Source organism: Moraxella tetraodonis (assembly GCF_022359095.1).
GTDB classification, from domain to species: Bacteria; Pseudomonadota; Gammaproteobacteria; order Pseudomonadales; family Moraxellaceae; genus Faucicola; species Faucicola tetraodonis.
In genome coordinates this window covers 1658832-1675132 of sequence record NZ_JACSYB010000001.1, presented here as the reverse complement: position 1 = coordinate 1675132, position 16301 = coordinate 1658832, and the positions used below count along the sequence as shown (strand labels likewise).

The following is a 16301-nucleotide window of genomic DNA, read 5'->3' as shown; positions in this document are numbered from 1 at the left end:
AAGGCTAATAATGAGGGATAACCATGGGCAAATATATTGTTAAACGGCTGTTATTAATCATCCCCACCTTGTTTTTGATTCTGCTCACCAATTTTGCCATTGTCCAGTCGGCGCCGGGCGGTCCTGTCGAGCAAAAAATATCCCAAATTGAAGCAGAACAAAAACACAGCTCAACCCAAACCCAACTGTCGACGACCACTTATCAAGGCAGTCGCGGTTTATCGCCAGACATGGTCGAGGCTATCAAAAAACAATACGGCTTTGATAAACCCGCGCCCGAGCGGTTTTGGCTCATGTTGACAAGCTATGCCAAGGGCGATTTTGGTACCTCATTTTTTAAAGGCAAACCTGTGTCACAGCTGATTTTGGAGAAAATGCCCGTGTCGATTTCGCTAGGGCTTTGGAGTACGCTACTGATTTATCTAATCGCTGTGCCGCTGGGGATTGCCAAAGCCAGACGCCATAATTCACTGATGGATAAAACCACCGCATTGCTCCTTGCGGTGAGTTATGCCGTGCCTGTGTTTGTGCTTGCGGTAGTGTTACTGGTGATGTTGGCAGGGGGGAGTTATTGGCAGATTTTTCCGCTGCAAGGCTTGGTGAGTGAGAATTTTGATAAACTGTCCACGTTTGGCAAAATCAAAGATTATTTTTGGCATTTGGCATTACCCATCACGGCAAGCACGATTGGCGGGTTTGCGGGACTCGCGTATTTGACTAAGTTTAGTTTTATGGAAGAATTGAACAAACAATACGTGTTGACTGCTCGCAGTAAAGGGTTAAGCGAAAAAAAAGTGCTATATGGTCATGTATTTCGCAATGCGATGATGATTATTATTGCGGGCTTGCCGTCGGCGATTGTAGGAATATTTTTTACCGGCAATTTTTTGATTGAAGTAATTTTTAACTTGGATGGTTTGGGACGACTGGGGTTTGAAGCGATTGGGCAACGCGATTATCCGGTGATTTTTGGCACGTTGTTTATTTTTACCTTGATGGGGCTGATTTTGCAGTTGATAAGTGATGTAACTTATCATCTGATTGATCCCCGTATTGATTTTGAGGGTCGCTAATGCTGATAAAACATCCTGTTTGGCAAGCCCGCATTCACCGCTTTCGGCGTAATCGATTGGGATTTTTTTCGCTCATCATGTTTAGCCTGATTTTTCTTGCCTGCATGGGGGCAAACCTTATCGCCAATGACAAGCCAATACTGGTTAATTACCAAAATCACTGGTATTTTCCCATCGTCAAGTCTTACCCCGAAACCACCTTTGGCGGTGTGTTTGAAACCGAAACCAACTACCAAGACCCTGTGGTCAAAGACCTAATCAACCAACATGGCTATATGATTGAGCCTGTGATACCGTTTGCCGACCAAACGCCAAGTGTGAGTCGTGATGTGCCGTTTCCTGCCCCACCCAATGCCCAAAACTGGTTCGGTACCGATGACCAAGGTCGAGATGTGCTGGCAAGGGTATTGTATGGTTTGCGTGTATCGCTATTATTTGGGTTGGCGTTGACGGTGGCAGGGTCAATCATTGGTATTGCCGTAGGGGCGGTGCAAGGGTATTTTGGCGGCTGGACGGATTTGGTGGGGCAGCGGCTGATGGAAGTGTGGGGCGGTCTACCACAGCTGTTTATGATTATTATTTTGGTCAGTCTCTTTAGCCCAAGTGTGTTTGTATTGTTTGGCTTAATGCTGCTCTTTGGCTGGATGGGGCTGGTTGGTCTGGTGCGTGCCGAGTTTTTGCGAGCGAGAAATTTTGATTATGTGCGGGCTGCCAAGGCGATGGGCGTGAGTGATGGCAAGATTATGTTTCGCCATATTTTGCCCAATGCGATGTCGTCGAGCCTGTCGCAGTTGCCGTTTATTTTGACGGCAAATATCACGGCACTCACCACGCTCGATTATTTGGGCTATGGCTTGCCTGCAGGTTCGCCGTCTTTGGGGGAGCTAATCTCACAGGGAAAAGATAATTTGGATTCTCCGTGGCTCGCTTTGGCTGGGTTTTTTAGTTTAACGATTGTGTTGTCGCTGCTGATTTTTATTGGGGAAGCGCTGCGAGATGCGTTTGACCCACGGCAGTCTTGAATTAACTAAAATTCAATGCAGCAATCAACCCAAAATGCTGAGTAAACGGAATAAAATCCCTATCGCAAAATAACAGGGGTAATTGATGTTCAACGCAAAAACTAGCAATCATCACATCATTGGCTTTACGAATGGTAATGCCTTGTTTGCGTAATTGGCGGTAATAATCAGCGTATTTAATCGCATTTTGTTGGTTTAAAATATCGTAACATAATAAACTATCAAGGGCATTTTTGGCTTGATTGTAGTCTGTATCAAGGCGAAAACCTTGCAAAATTTCCATCAAAATCACGTCAAAAATCGCCACATTACTTGCCTCAAGCTGCGTGTCCAAAAAATCGGTGTGAGGTGTTGAATGACCGTTAAAATAGTCTATCCAAACGCTAGTATCAGCGATGATAGGCAAGTTCACGCTTCGACACCTGTTTTACGTATTTCGGATAAGTCGCCTTCCCAATGCAGTTTGCCCCGTAAGTCACGGATTTTTTGTTGTTGGCTTTTTTGCAAGAGTAGCTTTAGCCCTTGTTCGACGGCTTCTTTTTTAGTTTTAATGCCTGTGGCTTGTAGGGTCTGTTGCATTAGATTGTCATCTATTATGATGTTAGTTCGCATATCATTTCGCCTTTGTGTATGATTCTTTGATATTATACACATTTTAATAAATAGTTAAAAGGATAAAAATATGAGTTCAGGTTTTGTGGCGGGGACGCTCGTGCATACGGATAAAAGTTCGACCATTCAAGGAAATGATAAATGAGCGAGTTACTCAAAGTCAAAAACCTAACCATCAAATCCGCCACCCAAACGCTGGTCGATAACCTATCTTACACCCTGCACACAGGCGAAACCCTCGCCATTGTCGGCGAATCGGGCTCTGGTAAATCCATCTCAAGCCTCGCTTTACTCGGACTATTGCCAAATAGCCTAAGCATAACAGGACAAGTCCATCTAACCGACAGCCAAACTGACCAAGCAATCAGTTTACCGATTGAAAATAATAGCCTAAGCAATAAAAGTCAGACCAAACAAAACGAAAATATCTTCCGCCAAATCCGTGGCAAACGCATCGGCATGATTTTTCAAGAGCCGATGACCGCCTTAAACCCCTTGCACACGGTGGGCAAACAAATTGCCGAATCGTTAAGTCTGGCTGGCGTGGCAAAAAAACACTGGCGACAGCGTACCCTAGAGCTGCTTTCCCAAGTCAATATTGCCGACCCTGAAAGCAAACTTGCCCGCTATCCGCACGAGCTGTCGGGTGGACAACGCCAGCGTGTCATGATAGCGATGGCACTTGCGCAAGACCCTGACATTATTATCGCAGACGAGCCAACCACCGCCCTAGATGTGACTTTACGTCATGAGATTTTGGGCTTGCTCAACCGCCTAAAAAATGAACGTGGCATGGCGATGATTTTGATTAGCCATGATTTAAACCTTGTCAAACGCTACAGCGACAACCTCATCGTCATGCAGCAAGGCAAGGTTATGGAGCAGGGGACGACCCAAGCGATTTTTGACCAGCCGCAGCAGAGTTATACTCGCTCATTGATTTATCAAGAGTTTGGACAAAGTTTGCCAATTATTGACAATTCACCCAGCGTTTTGCAAGTTAAAGCGTTAACGATTGCTTTTCCCCAAAAAAATAATATATTGGGTCAAACCACCCAATGGTTTGAGGCGGTCAAAGGGTTAAATTTGACCCTTGCACAAGGTCAATCCTTGGGTATAGTGGGCGAGTCTGGGTCTGGCAAAACTACCACTGCTTTGGCACTTATCAAATTATTGGCGAATGCTGCCAAAGTTGAAGGTCAGATTTTGCTGTCAGCCAATGCTCACATGACGGACGTTTTAGCGTTGTCGAATAAAGCCTTTTTGCCGTATCGCTCGGATATGCAAATGGTATTTCAAGACCCGTATGCCAGTATCAATCCACGGTTTAGTGTGTTTGAAATAATTGAAGAAGGGCTAACCATCCAAGGTATGGCAAAAACGGAGCGTGAAAAAGCGGTATTAGCCGCCTTAGACACGGTGCGGTTGCCACGAGATTTTATCAGTCGTTATCCGCATGAACTTTCAGGCGGTCAGCGTCAGCGGGTGGCACTCGCGCGGGCATTGGTGATGAAGCCCAAAATTTTGTTACTCGATGAACCCACATCGGCGCTTGATAGCAGCACCCAAGTGGCAATGGTGAAGTTATTGCGAGATATTCAAGCAAACTTTGGCTTAAGCTATATTTTTATCAGCCATGATTTGCACGTGGTTAAGGCATTGTGCCAAACGATACTAGTATTGAAAAATGGCGAAACACAAGCGTATGATACGACAGACAATATCTTCAGCCAACCACAAAATCAGTATGTGACTGCCCTAATTGCGCACAGCGGTGAAAACTAGCGGGTTTGCTGTCAAAACATTAGAAATTTAACAATTATCGTGAACCATGTTGTTACGTAAGTTTGTTTGAGTATAGCCAATTTATCCTAGTCATTTAACCCTAGTGATTTTATTACAAGCACTTATACAGCGACTTGATTACATGCACTTCACTACAGCCCCTTTAGCAATTGTTAAAAGTTAACCATGCCAAATTCCATCATTACCGAAGACAAAAAGCCACAGCATGACGTATTTGCTATAGCTGCCTTGACCCCCGCGCAAACCAAATATTTGCCAATCGTGGTGGCAATCGCCTTGTTTATGCAAATCTTAGACTCAACGGTGCTCAATACCGCTTTGCCTGCGATGGCGCATGATTTGAATCAGCCTGCGTTATCAATGCAGTGGACAGTGATTAGCTATGCGCTCACTTTGGCAATTTTTACCCCGATTAGTGGTTTTATTGCCGATAAGTATGGCACTAAGACCACCTTTATGGTGGCGATTGGCGTGTTTACTGCAGGCTCGATGATGTGTGCGGTGTCACCAACGCTCAATAGCCTAATTTTTTCTCGCGTGGTGCAAGGATTGGGCGGTGCGATGCTCATGCCTGTGGGCAAGTTAACGCTGATTAAAAGCTATCCGCGAGAACGTATGCTGTCGGTGATGAATTATGCGGTGATGCCTGCGATGATTGCGCCAGTGATTGGGCCTTTGGTCGGGGGGTATTTGGTGGAGCTTGCAAGCTGGCATTGGATTTTTTTGATTAATATTCCCATGGGCGCATTGGGGATGTGGGCAGGGTGGAAACTGATGCCCAACTATCTACAGCGCAATCCCAGTATGGACTTACTTGGATTTTTGCTGTTTGGTGGCGCGATGGCAAGCTTTACCTTTGCGCTCGAGTTTGCCAATAACATTCATGCCGATAATCTGGCTTCAGCGGTTTTTCCCGTGATGGTTGCTTTATTGGCGATTATGCTGCTCATTGGCTATTATTATCACGCCAAATACTCAGAATCGCGTAATGGACAACAACCGCTATTTGGCTTGGATTTATTTCAAGTGCGTACCTTTCGAGTGGGCATCGTTGGCAATTTGCTGACCCGTTTGGGGATGAGTGCGATTCCTTTTCTACTGCCGCTACTGCTGCAAGTGGTGCAGGGCTATTCGCCGTCACAAGCGGGTTGGATGTTGGCACCGATGGCGGTGGGCGCACTGTTGACCAAGCCGCTGGTCACGCGTATTGTGAAGCAATTTGGCTATCGTAAAACATTGGCGGGCAATACCTTGTTGATTGGCGTTAATATTATGTTGCTATCACAACTCAATCAAACCACGCCGATTTGGTTAAGTGTGCCATTTTTGACTTTTATGGGGGCGTGTAATTCGCTACAATTTAGCACAATGAATACCATCAGTATCGCACGGCTTCGCCCAAGTCAAACCAGCAGTGGCAATAGTTTATTGTCGGTCAACCAACAGTTGGCGATTAGTTTTGGGATTGGCTTTGGGGCGATGCTGTTACATTTACTGACGCCCGCTCGCGCCTCACTGGCACAGACGCAAACCGCATTTTCATACAGTTTTATCATTTTGGGTATCATGACGATTTTATCTGGGCTGTATTTTTTGCGGTTGCACCGATCTGATGGCAAAGGACTATACCAGTAGTCGGCCTTATATTTCACTCATTTTTATGATAATTTTAATCCTTTAACCCGATTGTCCCTAATTGACCCTAATTGCTATTCTATTGGCGCAATCGTTTTGGAAACCCTATGCTCTCCAATGCTTTTTCAATGATAATTGATACCCGTTGGTGTCTTGATGAACTGCTAAAAGATGGCATCATTGACCAACGTGATTATAATTTGGTGATGACCCATAACCGCAAAACCTTGCATCCCCTGCAAGTGATTGCAGGCTTTCATCTAGTCGATAAAACCACGCACATCGCGCTCAGTCTTGACCAGCTCAATCGCTGGTTGGCACAAAAAGCAGGCGTTGATTATGTACGTATTGACCCGCTGAAAACCGATGTGCCCTCAGTGACATCAATTATGTCATTTGAATATGCGCGCTCGCAGCACATTTTGCCAGTCGCCGTCACCCAAGATACGGTGGAAATCGGTACTGACCAGCCATTTTATCAAGATTGGCAGCTCAATATTGCGCATATCGTGTCGCCCAAAAAAATCAAAACCGTATTAATCAGTCCCGAGCAAATCAACCGCTATCGCCAAGAATTTTATCAAGTCACCAAAGCCATTGCGGGGGCAAACCATCAGCAAAAACGCGCAGATGCCGATATCACCAATGTCGAAGCGTTATTACAACTGGGCAATGCCGCCAATATTGAAAACCCCGATGCCAATGACCAACACATCGTCAAAATTGTCGATTGGTTATTACAATACGCTTTTGACCAGCGTGCCAGTGATATTCACTTAGAGCCGCGCCGAGATAAAAGCAACGTGCGTTTTCGTATCGATGGTATTTTGCATACGGTTTATCAAATGCCGACTGGGATTATGACCGCGGTAGTGGCTCGGATAAAAATTTTAGCAAGACTCAATGTCGCTGAAAAACGTAAACCGCAAGACGGACGGCTCAAAACCCGTACCCCTAAAGGTCAAGAAACCGAGCTACGGTTATCGACGCTCCCCACTGCGTTTGGCGAAAAATTGGTGATGCGGGTATTTGACCCAGAAGTACTGGTGCGCTCTTTTGAACAGTTGGGGCTGACAGGGCGAGATTTGCAAAAATGGGATGACATGACCCGTAAAGCTAATGGCATTATTTTGGTCACAGGTCCGACAGGCTCGGGTAAAACCACGACGCTGTACAGTACCCTCAAAAAACTGGCGACAGAAGAAGTCAATGTCTGTACCATCGAAGACCCCATTGAGATGGTGGAGCCGTCGTTTAACCAAATGCAAATTCAAAACAATATTGATTTGACCTTTGCTGACGGTATTCGCTCGTTGATGCGTCAAGACCCCGATATCATCATGATTGGCGAGATTCGCGATACCGAAACCGCAGAAATGGCGGTACAAGCCTCGCTGACTGGACACTTGGTGTTATCGACCTTACATACTAATGATGCACCCAGTTCGTTGACGAGGCTGCATGATTTGGGCGTGGCGCCGTTTTTAACCTCAGCGACTATCTTGGGCATCATGGCACAGCGTTTGGTGCGTACCCTTTGCCCGCATTGTAAATCCAATAAACCCATGAATGACATTGAGCAGCAGACTTGGCAAGCGTTAGTCAGTCCTTGGAAAGCCGCAGCCCCAGATAGCATCAATCATGCCGTTGGCTGTGAACATTGCCGTAATACCGGGTATCTTGGGCGAGTAGGGGTGTATGAAATCATGGTGCTTAGTAATGCGCTTAAAAAATTGATTAGCGAAGGCGCTGACTTGTCGCAAATCGCGCAAAAAGCCTACCAAGATGGATTGCAGCCGTTAAGACTGGCAGGTGCAAAAAAGATTGCCGAAGGTATTACCACGTTTGAAGAAGTGATGAGAGTGGTGCCGTTAACTTAGGCGGCTACCCATTATTTGAAAGACAAAAAGTAAAAGTTAAAAAATAACCGGCAACAAAAAAGCCTAAACGTAAAAGTTTAGGCTTAATCAATGGTGCCCGGGGCCGGACTTGAACCGGCACGCTCGTAAGAGCGAGGGATTTTAAATCCCTTGTGTCTACCAATTTCACCACCCGGGCAGGGTAGTCACAGCACTGACGATTGGCGTCGTGTGGTGTCTGTGTCAGAAGTGGGTGCTATTATAATCAGTTTTGTTAACTTTGCAAGCAATTTTTTTACGATATTTTTTCGCGTTTATCGCTCATCAATAATAACAAAACAATAGTACCGCAAAATGAAAATGGAGGCTGAGGCCGGAATCGAACCGGCGTCCGCGGATTTGCAATCCGATGCATGGCCACTGTGCTACCCAGCCATTTCATTTAGGTTTGCTATGATAGCAAAAATTTTTAAAAGTGCAAGGACTTTTTTAGCCATTTGAGCAATGTAATGAAGGATTGTGAAGGGTATTTGAGCGCTAATTTAGCGGTTAAACATTTTCAATGGATGTTATCACACCGCAAAATCGGTTAAAATAACGCAAATTTTTTGCTAACCGACTTTTTGTTGACCGATTCGTTATTGATTGAGGAACCACCATGACTGCGACAGTGTTAGATGGCAAAGCGTATGCCAAACAAATGGAAGCTGAACTTGCCGAGCGGGTTGCCAAGTTAAAACAAGACTCTGGACGCACGCCGATTTTGGCAACGATTTTGGTGGGTGATGACCCTGCCTCGGCAACTTATGTCAAAATGAAAGGCAATGCCTGTCAACGTGTGGGTATGGATTCCTTAAAAGTTGCCATGCCACAAGCCACCACCACCGAGCAACTATTGGCAAAAATTGCCGAGCTTAACAACAATCCAGACGTACATGGGATTTTGCTACAACACCCTGTGCCCAGCCAAATTGATGAGCGTGCCTGTTTTGATGCCATTGCACTGGCAAAAGATGTGGATGGCGTGACTTGTTTAGGCTTTGGCAATATGGCGATGGGTGAGCCTGCGTATGGTTCTTGCACCCCGCAAGGCATTATGTATTTATTAGAAAAAAACGGCGTTGAGCTTGCTGGTAAGCATGCGGTGGTCGTGGGTCGTAGCGCGATTTTGGGTAAACCGATGGCGATGATGCTATTAAATGCCAACTGTACTGTGACCATTTGCCACTCACGTACCCAAAACTTGGCAGAATTGGTCAAACAAGCGGATATCGTGGTGGGTGCTGTCGGCAAACCAGAACTTATCAAAAAAGATTGGATTAAATCGGGCGCCGTGGTGGTCGATGCAGGGTTTCATCCGCGCACCCATGCGGATGGCACGAGCGGTGGCGTGGGTGATATTGAGCTGACAGGTATCGAAGCTATTGCCTCAAGTTATACCCCAGTGCCAGGTGGCGTAGGTCCAATGACCATCAATACACTCATCCGTCAAACGGTAGAAGCGGCAGAAAAAGCAGCAGCAAAATAATGGATTTGAATTAAAAAAGGGAGTGGTTAAAGCTTCCTTTTTTTGTACATTTTTTTTGTATTCATTTTTTTACCATGACTTATGACTGGAAATCTTTACGTGACTGTTGTTAAAACTTCCGCTTATAAAAATTCGCCCTATAAAACTTCAATGCCATCAAATACTTCTGACCCATCAACCGTTTTTCACCAACTGATTACCGCATTGCAGCAAGTGTTGCCTAGCGCTAATCTTGCCAAGACATACGTGCCATTATTATCTAAGCCGAATCAACCTTTTTATTTATGGCTTATTGATGCAGATTTTTGTCATGAAGATTTGACGCCAGCGGTGATAGAAAATCTGTGGAATAATTGTCCATATTGGGTGTTTGCATGGGCGTCAGGGCAAGTGTTGGCGCAGTATATTTTGCAGCAGCCACAGATGGTGCGCAATAAAGTGGTGATGGATTTTGGCGCAGGGTCGGGGATTGTCGGTATTGCCGCAAAAATGGCCGGTGCCAAACGAGTCATTTGCTGTGATATTGATAGCGTGAGCCTAACTAGCTGCCAAGCCAATGCGCAATTAAATGGGGTAACGGCTGAGCTGCTAGATAATTTATTTGAGTTAAAACAGCAATTGGGCATGGATAAAGTCGATGTGCTGTTGGTTGCGGATGTGCTGTATGACAAAGCCAATCTGCCGTTATTAGATGTGTTCTTACAATACGCGCATGAGGTTTGGGTGGCTGATAGCCGCGTCAAAAACTTTGCTCACCCGCACTACCACAAAGTAACGACGTTAGATAACACAACCACCTTGCCTGATATGGATGAAGCGAAGCAGTTTAACCAAGTAGTGCTTTATCGCAGCACCGATTGACTGAGAAAGTAGTAGGGACACAGTAGTATGGAGTGTATGCCCGCAAAAAACCCTCGCCTTTGCTTTCTGTATTTTTAAGGCTATGAAATAATTTGTAACATAGTTATCGCATTATCGCTATTTTCAAGGCATAATAAGCCACACCCCTTATTTTTAATGATCTAGCAGTTGAATATCATCCCCATCATTATTGATGATAACAGCTAGATGATTGCCTCCCCGTTTTACGTTTAGAAAAGGAATCCTAATATGAGTATTTGTATCACTGCCACAGGATTATATACCCCGCCTTACAGCATCAGTAATGAAGAGTTGGTCGCTACTTTCAACCAATACGTTGATAACTATAATGCCAAAAATGCCGATGCCATCGCCCGTGGTGAGAAGACGGCGCTTGTGCATTCGACGGCTGAATTTATCGAAAAAGCCTCAGGTATCAAATCCCGCTATGTGGTGGAAAAAGACGGCATTTTAAACCCAGATATCATGGCGCCTGTGATTCCTTATCGCAAGCTTGGCGAAGAGATGTCCATCATGGCAGAAATGGGTCTAGATGCACTGAAACAAGCCCTGGACAATGCAGGTTTACAAGGTAAAGACTTAGACGGTATTATTGTTGCTTGTTCAAATTTCCAGCGCGTGTATCCTGCCATCGCCATCGAAATTCAGCAATATATTGGTATGCAAGGCGGTTTTGGCTTTGATATGAACGTCGCCTGTAGCGCAGCAACCTTTGGTATCGCCCAAGCGGTCGGTCTAATTAAATCTGGCACTGCCAAACGTGTCGCCATGGTCAATATCGAAATTACCTCAGCGCACCTTAACTGGCGCAACCGTGACAGCCACTTTATCTTTGGGGATGTGGCAACGGCGACGATTATTGAAGAGCTCGCCACACCCAAAGGCTATGAAATTTTAGATAGTCATCTGTTTACCCAGTTTTCAACCAATATTAAAAATGAATACGGCTTTTTGGACCGCAGTGAATTCTTAGCCGCTGGCACGCCGATGTATCCTGATATCGACGCGCCTGTGACCGACAAATTGTTCTTGCAAGAAGGTCGCAAAGTATTTCGTGAAGTGTGTCCTGCCGTGTCCAATTTAATCCTTGAGCTGCTCCATAAAAACCACGTTGAGCCACAACAGCTCAAAAAAATGTGGCTGCACCAAGCCAATGCCAACATGATTGATTTGATTTTACGCACCGTGTTGGGCAAAGATGCGGATAAATCAATCGCGCCTATGGTGCTAGCAGAATATGCCAATACCAGCTCAGCCAGTCCTATGATTGTGTTTCACAAGCACCAAGAAAATATGCAATCGGGTGATTTGGGTGTGATTTGCTCGTTTGGCGCAGGTTACTCAATTGGGGGTGTGTTGGTCAAAAAAGTCTAAGCTTTTTATTGCCTCTCACGAAACCCATGCAAATCCCCCCAAAATGTGGCAAAATATCCGATTATTTTGCCATTTTTATTTTTAAGCGCACATTGCGCCAAAACTTTTAAGCCCTAAATTAAGCCAAAACTTTTAAGCCATCATTATGAAAGAATCTTTACGTTTTCGCCTTGACCAAATGTCTGACCGTTTCGAAGAAGTCACCGCCATGCTGTCTGAGCCAGAAACCATGAATGACAACAAAAAATTCCGTGAATTATCGGTTGAGCACAGTGATTTATCAGCGCTGGTCGATGTCTGGGGCAAATACCGCCAAGCGGAAGAAGATTTGGCAACCGCTGAAGAGATGCTGTCAGATTCAACGGGCGATGGCGACATGAAAGAAATGGCGCAGGAAGAAATCCAAGCCGCCAAAGACACCATCAATGAGCTTGAAGACGTGCTCAATGTGATGATGCTGCCTAAAGACCCGAATGATAAAGTGCCTGCCTTCTTAGAGATTCGAGCAGGGACGGGCGGCGATGAAGCGGCGATTTTTAGTGGGGATTTGTTCCGTATGTATGAGCGTTATGCGGCAACCCAAGGTTGGACAGTGGAAGTATTGTCCGAGAACGAAGGTGAGCATGGCGGCTATAAAGAAATCATCAGCCGCGTATCGGGCACGGGTGTATACGGTCGTTTAAAATTTGAGTCGGGTGCACACCGGGTGCAACGGGTGCCAGAGACTGAAAGCCAAGGACGGGTACATACTTCGGCTTGCACGGTCGCGGTGATGCCAGAGGTTGAGATTGATGATACCGTGGATATCAACCCTGCCGACTTGCGTATCGATACTTATCGTGCCAGTGGGGCAGGTGGTCAGCATATCAATAAAACCGACTCTGCGGTGCGTATTACCCATATTCCAACAGGCACGGTGGTCGAGTGTCAGCAAGAGCGTAGCCAACACGCCAACCGCGATAAAGCCATGAAAATGCTAGTATCCAAAATTCAGCAAGAAAAAGTACAAAAACAAATCGATGCGTCAAGTGATATGCGTCGCAATTTGGTCGGTAGTGGTGACCGCTCGGAGCGCATTCGCACTTATAATTTTCCCCAAGGGCGGATGACCGACCACCGTATTAATTTAACCTTGTACAAACTCGATGCCATTATGCAGGGTGACTTAGATGAGTTACTTGACAGCCTACTGCGTGAGCACCAAGCCGATTTGATGGCATCGGTGAGTGGGGAAGAATAACGAGTATGTTGGATTAATAGGATAAAACTTTATTTTTACCATTTGGCATAAAAATTTTAACTTTTGATAGTGTAACTAAAATTGTGGGAAAACATCATGTCACAGCAAAACCAAACTGAAAATGCAGCAACCGAAGCGCATGTGGAAGACAGCCAAGACGTCAACGAACTTATCAAACAACGTCACAGCAAACTTGATTTAATCAAACAAGCCGGTAAAAACCCTTACCCAAACCAATTCAAACGCAAAGAATATGCCCAAGACTTGCAACAGCAATTTGCTGATAAAGACAAAGAAGCATTAGCAAACAGCGATAAAGTGATGGTGACTGTTGCCGGTCGTATCATGCTCAAACGGGTGATGGGTAAAGCCAGCTTTGTCACCATTGCCGACATGACAGGGCGTATCCAAGCCTATGTCAGCAAAAACGACTTGGGCGAAGAGATTTATAATGACTTTAAAACATGGGATATCGGTGACATTATTGGCGTGACAGGTTATGTATTTCGTACCAACACCGGTGAATTATCTGTGCATGCCACCGAAGTACAGTTATTGACCAAATCACTACGCCCACTGCCAGACAAATTCCATGGGTTAAGCGATACTGAGGCTCGCTATCGTAGCCGTCATCTTGACCTGATGACCAATGAAGACAGCCGTAACGCCTTTATTATCCGTAGTAAAGTCATTGCTGGTATTCGTGAGTATATGCTAAATGAGCGTTACATGGAAGTCGAAACCCCGATGATGCATGTCATTCCAGGGGGCGCTGTGGCTCGTCCATTTGTCACCCATCATAATGCGCTTGATATGCCGCTTTTTTTACGCATTGCGCCAGAGTTATACTTAAAACGTCTAGTCGTCGGTGGTTTTGAGCGTGTGTTTGAGATTAACCGTAATTTTCGTAACGAAGGGGTATCGGCGCGTCATAACCCAGAATTTACCATGATTGAGTTTTATCAAGCCTATGCCGATTACGAGGATTTGATGAAATTGACCGAAAATATGTTTGAAAAACTGGCAAACGATATTTTAGGTACCACGGAGATTGATTATCAAGGTGAAGCAATTAGTTTTAAAGCCCCATTTGAACGCTTACCAATGACCAAAGCGATTGAAAAATACGCGGATAATTTTGACATGAGCAAAATTGCAGACCGTGATTATCTAGCGGATTATGCCAAAAACGTACTCAAACAAGACGTTAAAGACATATTTGGGATTGGTAAACTGCAAACCATCATCTTTGAAGAAACCGCAGAAACCAAACTGCGTCAACCAACCTTCGTCACAGAATATCCTGCCGAAACTTCCCCACTAGCACGCCGTAACGATGACAATAGTGAAATTACTGACCGTTTTGAACTGTTTATCGGCGGGCGTGAGATTGCCAACGGCTTTAGCGAACTTAATGACCCAATCGACCAAGCCGAGCGGTTTAAACAACAAGTGGCTGAGAAAGACGCAGGCGATGATGAAGCGATGCATTATGATGCAGAGTTTATCGAAGCATTGTCCTATGGCTTGCCACCGACTGCAGGCGAGGGCATCGGTATTGACCGTTTAGTGATGTTATTTACCAATGCACCGAGTATTCGTGATGTGATTTTGTTTCCGCATATGCGCCGTAAAGACGTCTAAAAAATACCAATACAGCGTTAATATAGCGATAGCTTTCAAAACCGCAGTCATTATGGTGACTGCGGTTTTTTTATGATAATCCAGTCCTCATCGAAGCCAGCCGTCATTAAAGACAGTAATATCAAAGATATCTTTTGAAACAAAACTAATAAAAAATCGGCTCAACTCACCAAATAATCAGTGTTAGACTAAACTGTATTTTTCGCTCAAAACCGTCTATTTTCTGACCTATCGTTGAGAAACGTTGACTATGACAGACCCCCGTTCAGACAAGCCTTTGGAAACCCCACCTGTTTTGCCGCCTACGTATCGTAAACCTAACAAATTTAATGTAATCCTCCCTTGGATTCTGTTACTACTAGTCCTGTTGGCGGGCTTGTGGATGATGACCAAGCCACAGTTGCCTTGGCAAAAAAATCAAGCAGTGGTAGCCAGTCAGCCCAGTTGGCAGCCGCCCAAATCTGAGCCTGTCGATACTAAAAAACTCGGTGATAATCCAAATGCTGCGGTGGCCTCTTATCACAATGCTGTCGCTGTCGCTGCCCAGTCAGTCGTCAATATCTATACCACGCAAAAAATCGAGGAGCATCCCTATATGAATGACCCGATGATGCGCCGCTATTTTGAATATCACGGTATCCCCAATGGCGAAAGCGATAATACCAATTTAGGCTCGGGTGTCATTATTTCGCAAGATGGCTATATCGTCACCAACTCGCATGTGATTTCCAAAGCCGATAACATTATCGTGATGCTCAATGATGGTCGTAAGGCAACGGCAAAAGTCATCGGCAACGATGTGGAAAGTGATTTGGCGGTGATTAAAGTTGATTTGACAGGGCTGAAACCCTTAGGATTTCGTGAACAGTCCACCCAAGTGGGTGATGTGGTGTTGGCAATTGGCAACCCGTTTGGGGTCGGTCAAACCGTCACCCAAGGCATTATTTCGGCAACGGGGCGCACGGGACTCGGTATCAACACGGTGGAAGATTTTATCCAAACCGATGCCGCTATCAATCCCGGTAACTCAGGGGGTGCGCTGGTGGATGCGTATGGTCAGCTGGTTGGTATCAACACCGCGATTTTTTCACGCTCGGGCGGCTCAATGGGCATTGGGTTTGCCATTCCTACCGAGATTGTCAAGCTTGTGATGAATGGCATTATTAAAGATGGTAAAGTGCATCGCGGCTGGCTTGGGATTGAATTACAAAGTTCGATGAAAGACCCAACCAAGCTAGGTGATGACACCCAGGGCGTTGAAGTGATGAACGTGATGCCCGATGGTCCTGCCGCCAAAGCGGGCTTGCAAAAAGGGGATATCATCACCGCAATGGATAATAAACCTGTCAATGATGCCAATACACTGATTCAATTGGTCGCACGTAAAGCACCCAACAGTGTGGTCAATCTACAAGTGATGCGTAATAAAGCACAAAGCAGCGTCAATGTGACCCTAGGTGAAAGACAACCCCAAGAGGCTTTGACCGAGCTACCCACGTCACAAAACTTTGACCAAAACAATGATAGTGCTAATCAAAATGGCACCACCAATGAGGATGATATTCGAGCAGAGTTAATGGAATTACTGAAAAAACATCATTAAACGTTATTCAAAACTTCAAAAGT

Annotated in this window: 13 protein-coding genes and 2 tRNA genes; 11 read left to right on the top strand and 4 right to left on the bottom strand. The window is 45.3% G+C overall.

Annotated features, from left to right (window positions below; genetic code table 11):
- Positions 1 to 23 precede the first annotated feature (23 nt).
- Positions 24 to 1073 carry a microcin C ABC transporter permease YejB gene (gene yejB / locus H9W84_RS07360; protein WP_239742769.1) on the top strand — a complete coding sequence of 350 codons (1050 nt, stop codon included), beginning with the start codon at positions 24 to 26 and terminating at the stop codon, positions 1071 to 1073.
- A complete protein-coding gene (locus tag H9W84_RS07355; RefSeq protein WP_239742766.1) occupies positions 1073 to 2095 on the top strand; it encodes an ABC transporter permease in 1023 nt (340 codons plus the stop codon). The genes yejB and H9W84_RS07355 overlap by 1 nt, the downstream gene beginning before the upstream one ends.
- A gap of 1 nt (position 2096) precedes the next feature.
- Here the strand turns inward: H9W84_RS07355 and vapC are convergent, their stop codons facing one another.
- Both vapC and H9W84_RS07345 read right to left on the bottom strand, forming a co-directional pair.
- Positions 2097 to 2507: a type II toxin-antitoxin system VapC family toxin gene (gene vapC, locus H9W84_RS07350; protein WP_007114941.1), complete on the bottom strand. Its 411-nt coding sequence runs from the start codon at positions 2505 to 2507 to the stop codon at positions 2097 to 2099.
- Positions 2504 to 2707 (bottom strand): type II toxin-antitoxin system VapB family antitoxin, encoded by a 204-nt coding sequence (locus tag H9W84_RS07345; RefSeq protein WP_060994389.1) that lies wholly within the window; start codon positions 2705 to 2707, stop codon positions 2504 to 2506. The genes vapC and H9W84_RS07345 overlap by 4 nt, the downstream gene beginning before the upstream one ends.
- Positions 2708 to 2848: 141 nt before the next feature.
- Here H9W84_RS07345 and H9W84_RS07340 point away from each other — a divergent pair, with 141 nt between their 5' ends.
- The 3 genes from H9W84_RS07340 (at position 2849) to tfpB (ending at position 8028) form a co-directional block, all read left to right on the top strand.
- On the top strand, positions 2849 to 4492 hold the full coding sequence (locus tag H9W84_RS07340; RefSeq protein WP_239742764.1) for an ATP-binding cassette domain-containing protein: 1644 nt from the start codon (positions 2849 to 2851) through the stop codon (positions 4490 to 4492).
- Between the two features lie 186 nt (positions 4493 to 4678).
- Positions 4679 to 6148 (top strand): DHA2 family efflux MFS transporter permease subunit, encoded by a 1470-nt coding sequence (locus H9W84_RS07335; protein ID WP_239742762.1) that lies wholly within the window; start codon positions 4679 to 4681, stop codon positions 6146 to 6148.
- 107 nt (positions 6149 to 6255) lie between these two features.
- Positions 6256 to 8028, top strand: a complete 1773-nt coding sequence (gene tfpB / locus H9W84_RS07330) for a type IV pilus assembly ATPase TfpB (RefSeq protein WP_239742760.1) — start codon at positions 6256 to 6258, stop codon at positions 8026 to 8028.
- A gap of 91 nt (positions 8029 to 8119) precedes the next feature.
- Here tfpB and H9W84_RS07325 read toward each other — a convergent pair.
- Together H9W84_RS07325 and H9W84_RS07320 are read right to left on the bottom strand one after the other, a co-directional pair.
- Positions 8120 to 8206, bottom strand: a tRNA-Leu gene (locus tag H9W84_RS07325).
- Between the two features lie 162 nt (positions 8207 to 8368).
- Positions 8369 to 8442 (bottom strand) — tRNA-Cys (locus H9W84_RS07320).
- 223 nt (positions 8443 to 8665) lie between these two features.
- Between H9W84_RS07320 and folD the strand changes: the two genes are divergently transcribed.
- The 6 genes from folD to H9W84_RS07290 all read left to right on the top strand — a co-directional run bounded on the left by folD (position 8666) and on the right by H9W84_RS07290 (position 16278).
- Entirely contained in the window at positions 8666 to 9535 is an 870-nt protein-coding gene (gene folD / locus H9W84_RS07315; RefSeq protein ID WP_036589930.1) for a bifunctional methylenetetrahydrofolate dehydrogenase/methenyltetrahydrofolate cyclohydrolase FolD, read from the top strand.
- A 150-nt stretch (positions 9536 to 9685) separates the two neighbouring features.
- Positions 9686 to 10396, top strand: a complete 711-nt coding sequence (locus H9W84_RS07310) for a class I SAM-dependent methyltransferase (protein ID WP_239742758.1) — start codon at positions 9686 to 9688, stop codon at positions 10394 to 10396.
- A gap of 249 nt (positions 10397 to 10645) precedes the next feature.
- Positions 10646 to 11791, top strand: a complete 1146-nt coding sequence (locus tag H9W84_RS07305) for a beta-ketoacyl-ACP synthase III (protein ID WP_239742756.1) — start codon at positions 10646 to 10648, stop codon at positions 11789 to 11791.
- Between the two features lie 145 nt (positions 11792 to 11936).
- Positions 11937 to 13031 (top strand): peptide chain release factor 1, encoded by a 1095-nt coding sequence (prfA, locus tag H9W84_RS07300; RefSeq protein ID WP_060994394.1) that lies wholly within the window; start codon positions 11937 to 11939, stop codon positions 13029 to 13031.
- A gap of 96 nt (positions 13032 to 13127) precedes the next feature.
- The gene (lysS, locus tag H9W84_RS07295) at positions 13128 to 14675 is read left to right on the top strand and encodes a lysine--tRNA ligase (protein ID WP_239742753.1); all 1548 of its coding nucleotides are present in this window, start codon (positions 13128 to 13130) and stop codon (positions 14673 to 14675) included.
- A 250-nt stretch (positions 14676 to 14925) separates the two neighbouring features.
- A complete protein-coding gene (locus H9W84_RS07290) occupies positions 14926 to 16278 on the top strand; it encodes a S1C family serine protease (protein WP_239742751.1) in 1353 nt (450 codons plus the stop codon).
- Positions 16279 to 16301: the final 23 nt, after the last annotated feature.

Bases quoted from the DNA above. Each gene is read 5' to 3' on its own strand.
- yejB (WP_239742769.1), top strand. From the start codon at position 24: ATGGGCAAATATATTGTTAAACGGCTGTTATTAATCATCCCCACCTTG.
- H9W84_RS07355 (WP_239742766.1), top strand. From the start codon at position 1,073: ATGCTGATAAAACATCCTGTTTGGCAAGCCCGCATTCACCGCTTTCGG.
- H9W84_RS07345 (WP_060994389.1), bottom strand. From the start codon at position 2,707: ATGCGAACTAACATCATAATAGATGACAATCTAATGCAACAGACCCTA.
- H9W84_RS07340 (WP_239742764.1), top strand. From the start codon at position 2,849: ATGAGCGAGTTACTCAAAGTCAAAAACCTAACCATCAAATCCGCCACC.
- H9W84_RS07335 (WP_239742762.1), top strand. From the start codon at position 4,679: ATGCCAAATTCCATCATTACCGAAGACAAAAAGCCACAGCATGACGTA.
- tfpB (WP_239742760.1), top strand. From the start codon at position 6,256: ATGCTCTCCAATGCTTTTTCAATGATAATTGATACCCGTTGGTGTCTT.
- folD (WP_036589930.1), top strand. From the start codon at position 8,666: ATGACTGCGACAGTGTTAGATGGCAAAGCGTATGCCAAACAAATGGAA.
- H9W84_RS07310 (WP_239742758.1), top strand. From the start codon at position 9,686: ATGCCATCAAATACTTCTGACCCATCAACCGTTTTTCACCAACTGATT.
- H9W84_RS07305 (WP_239742756.1), top strand. From the start codon at position 10,646: ATGAGTATTTGTATCACTGCCACAGGATTATATACCCCGCCTTACAGC.
- prfA (WP_060994394.1), top strand. From the start codon at position 11,937: ATGAAAGAATCTTTACGTTTTCGCCTTGACCAAATGTCTGACCGTTTC.
- lysS (WP_239742753.1), top strand. From the start codon at position 13,128: ATGTCACAGCAAAACCAAACTGAAAATGCAGCAACCGAAGCGCATGTG.
- H9W84_RS07290 (WP_239742751.1), top strand. From the start codon at position 14,926: ATGACAGACCCCCGTTCAGACAAGCCTTTGGAAACCCCACCTGTTTTG.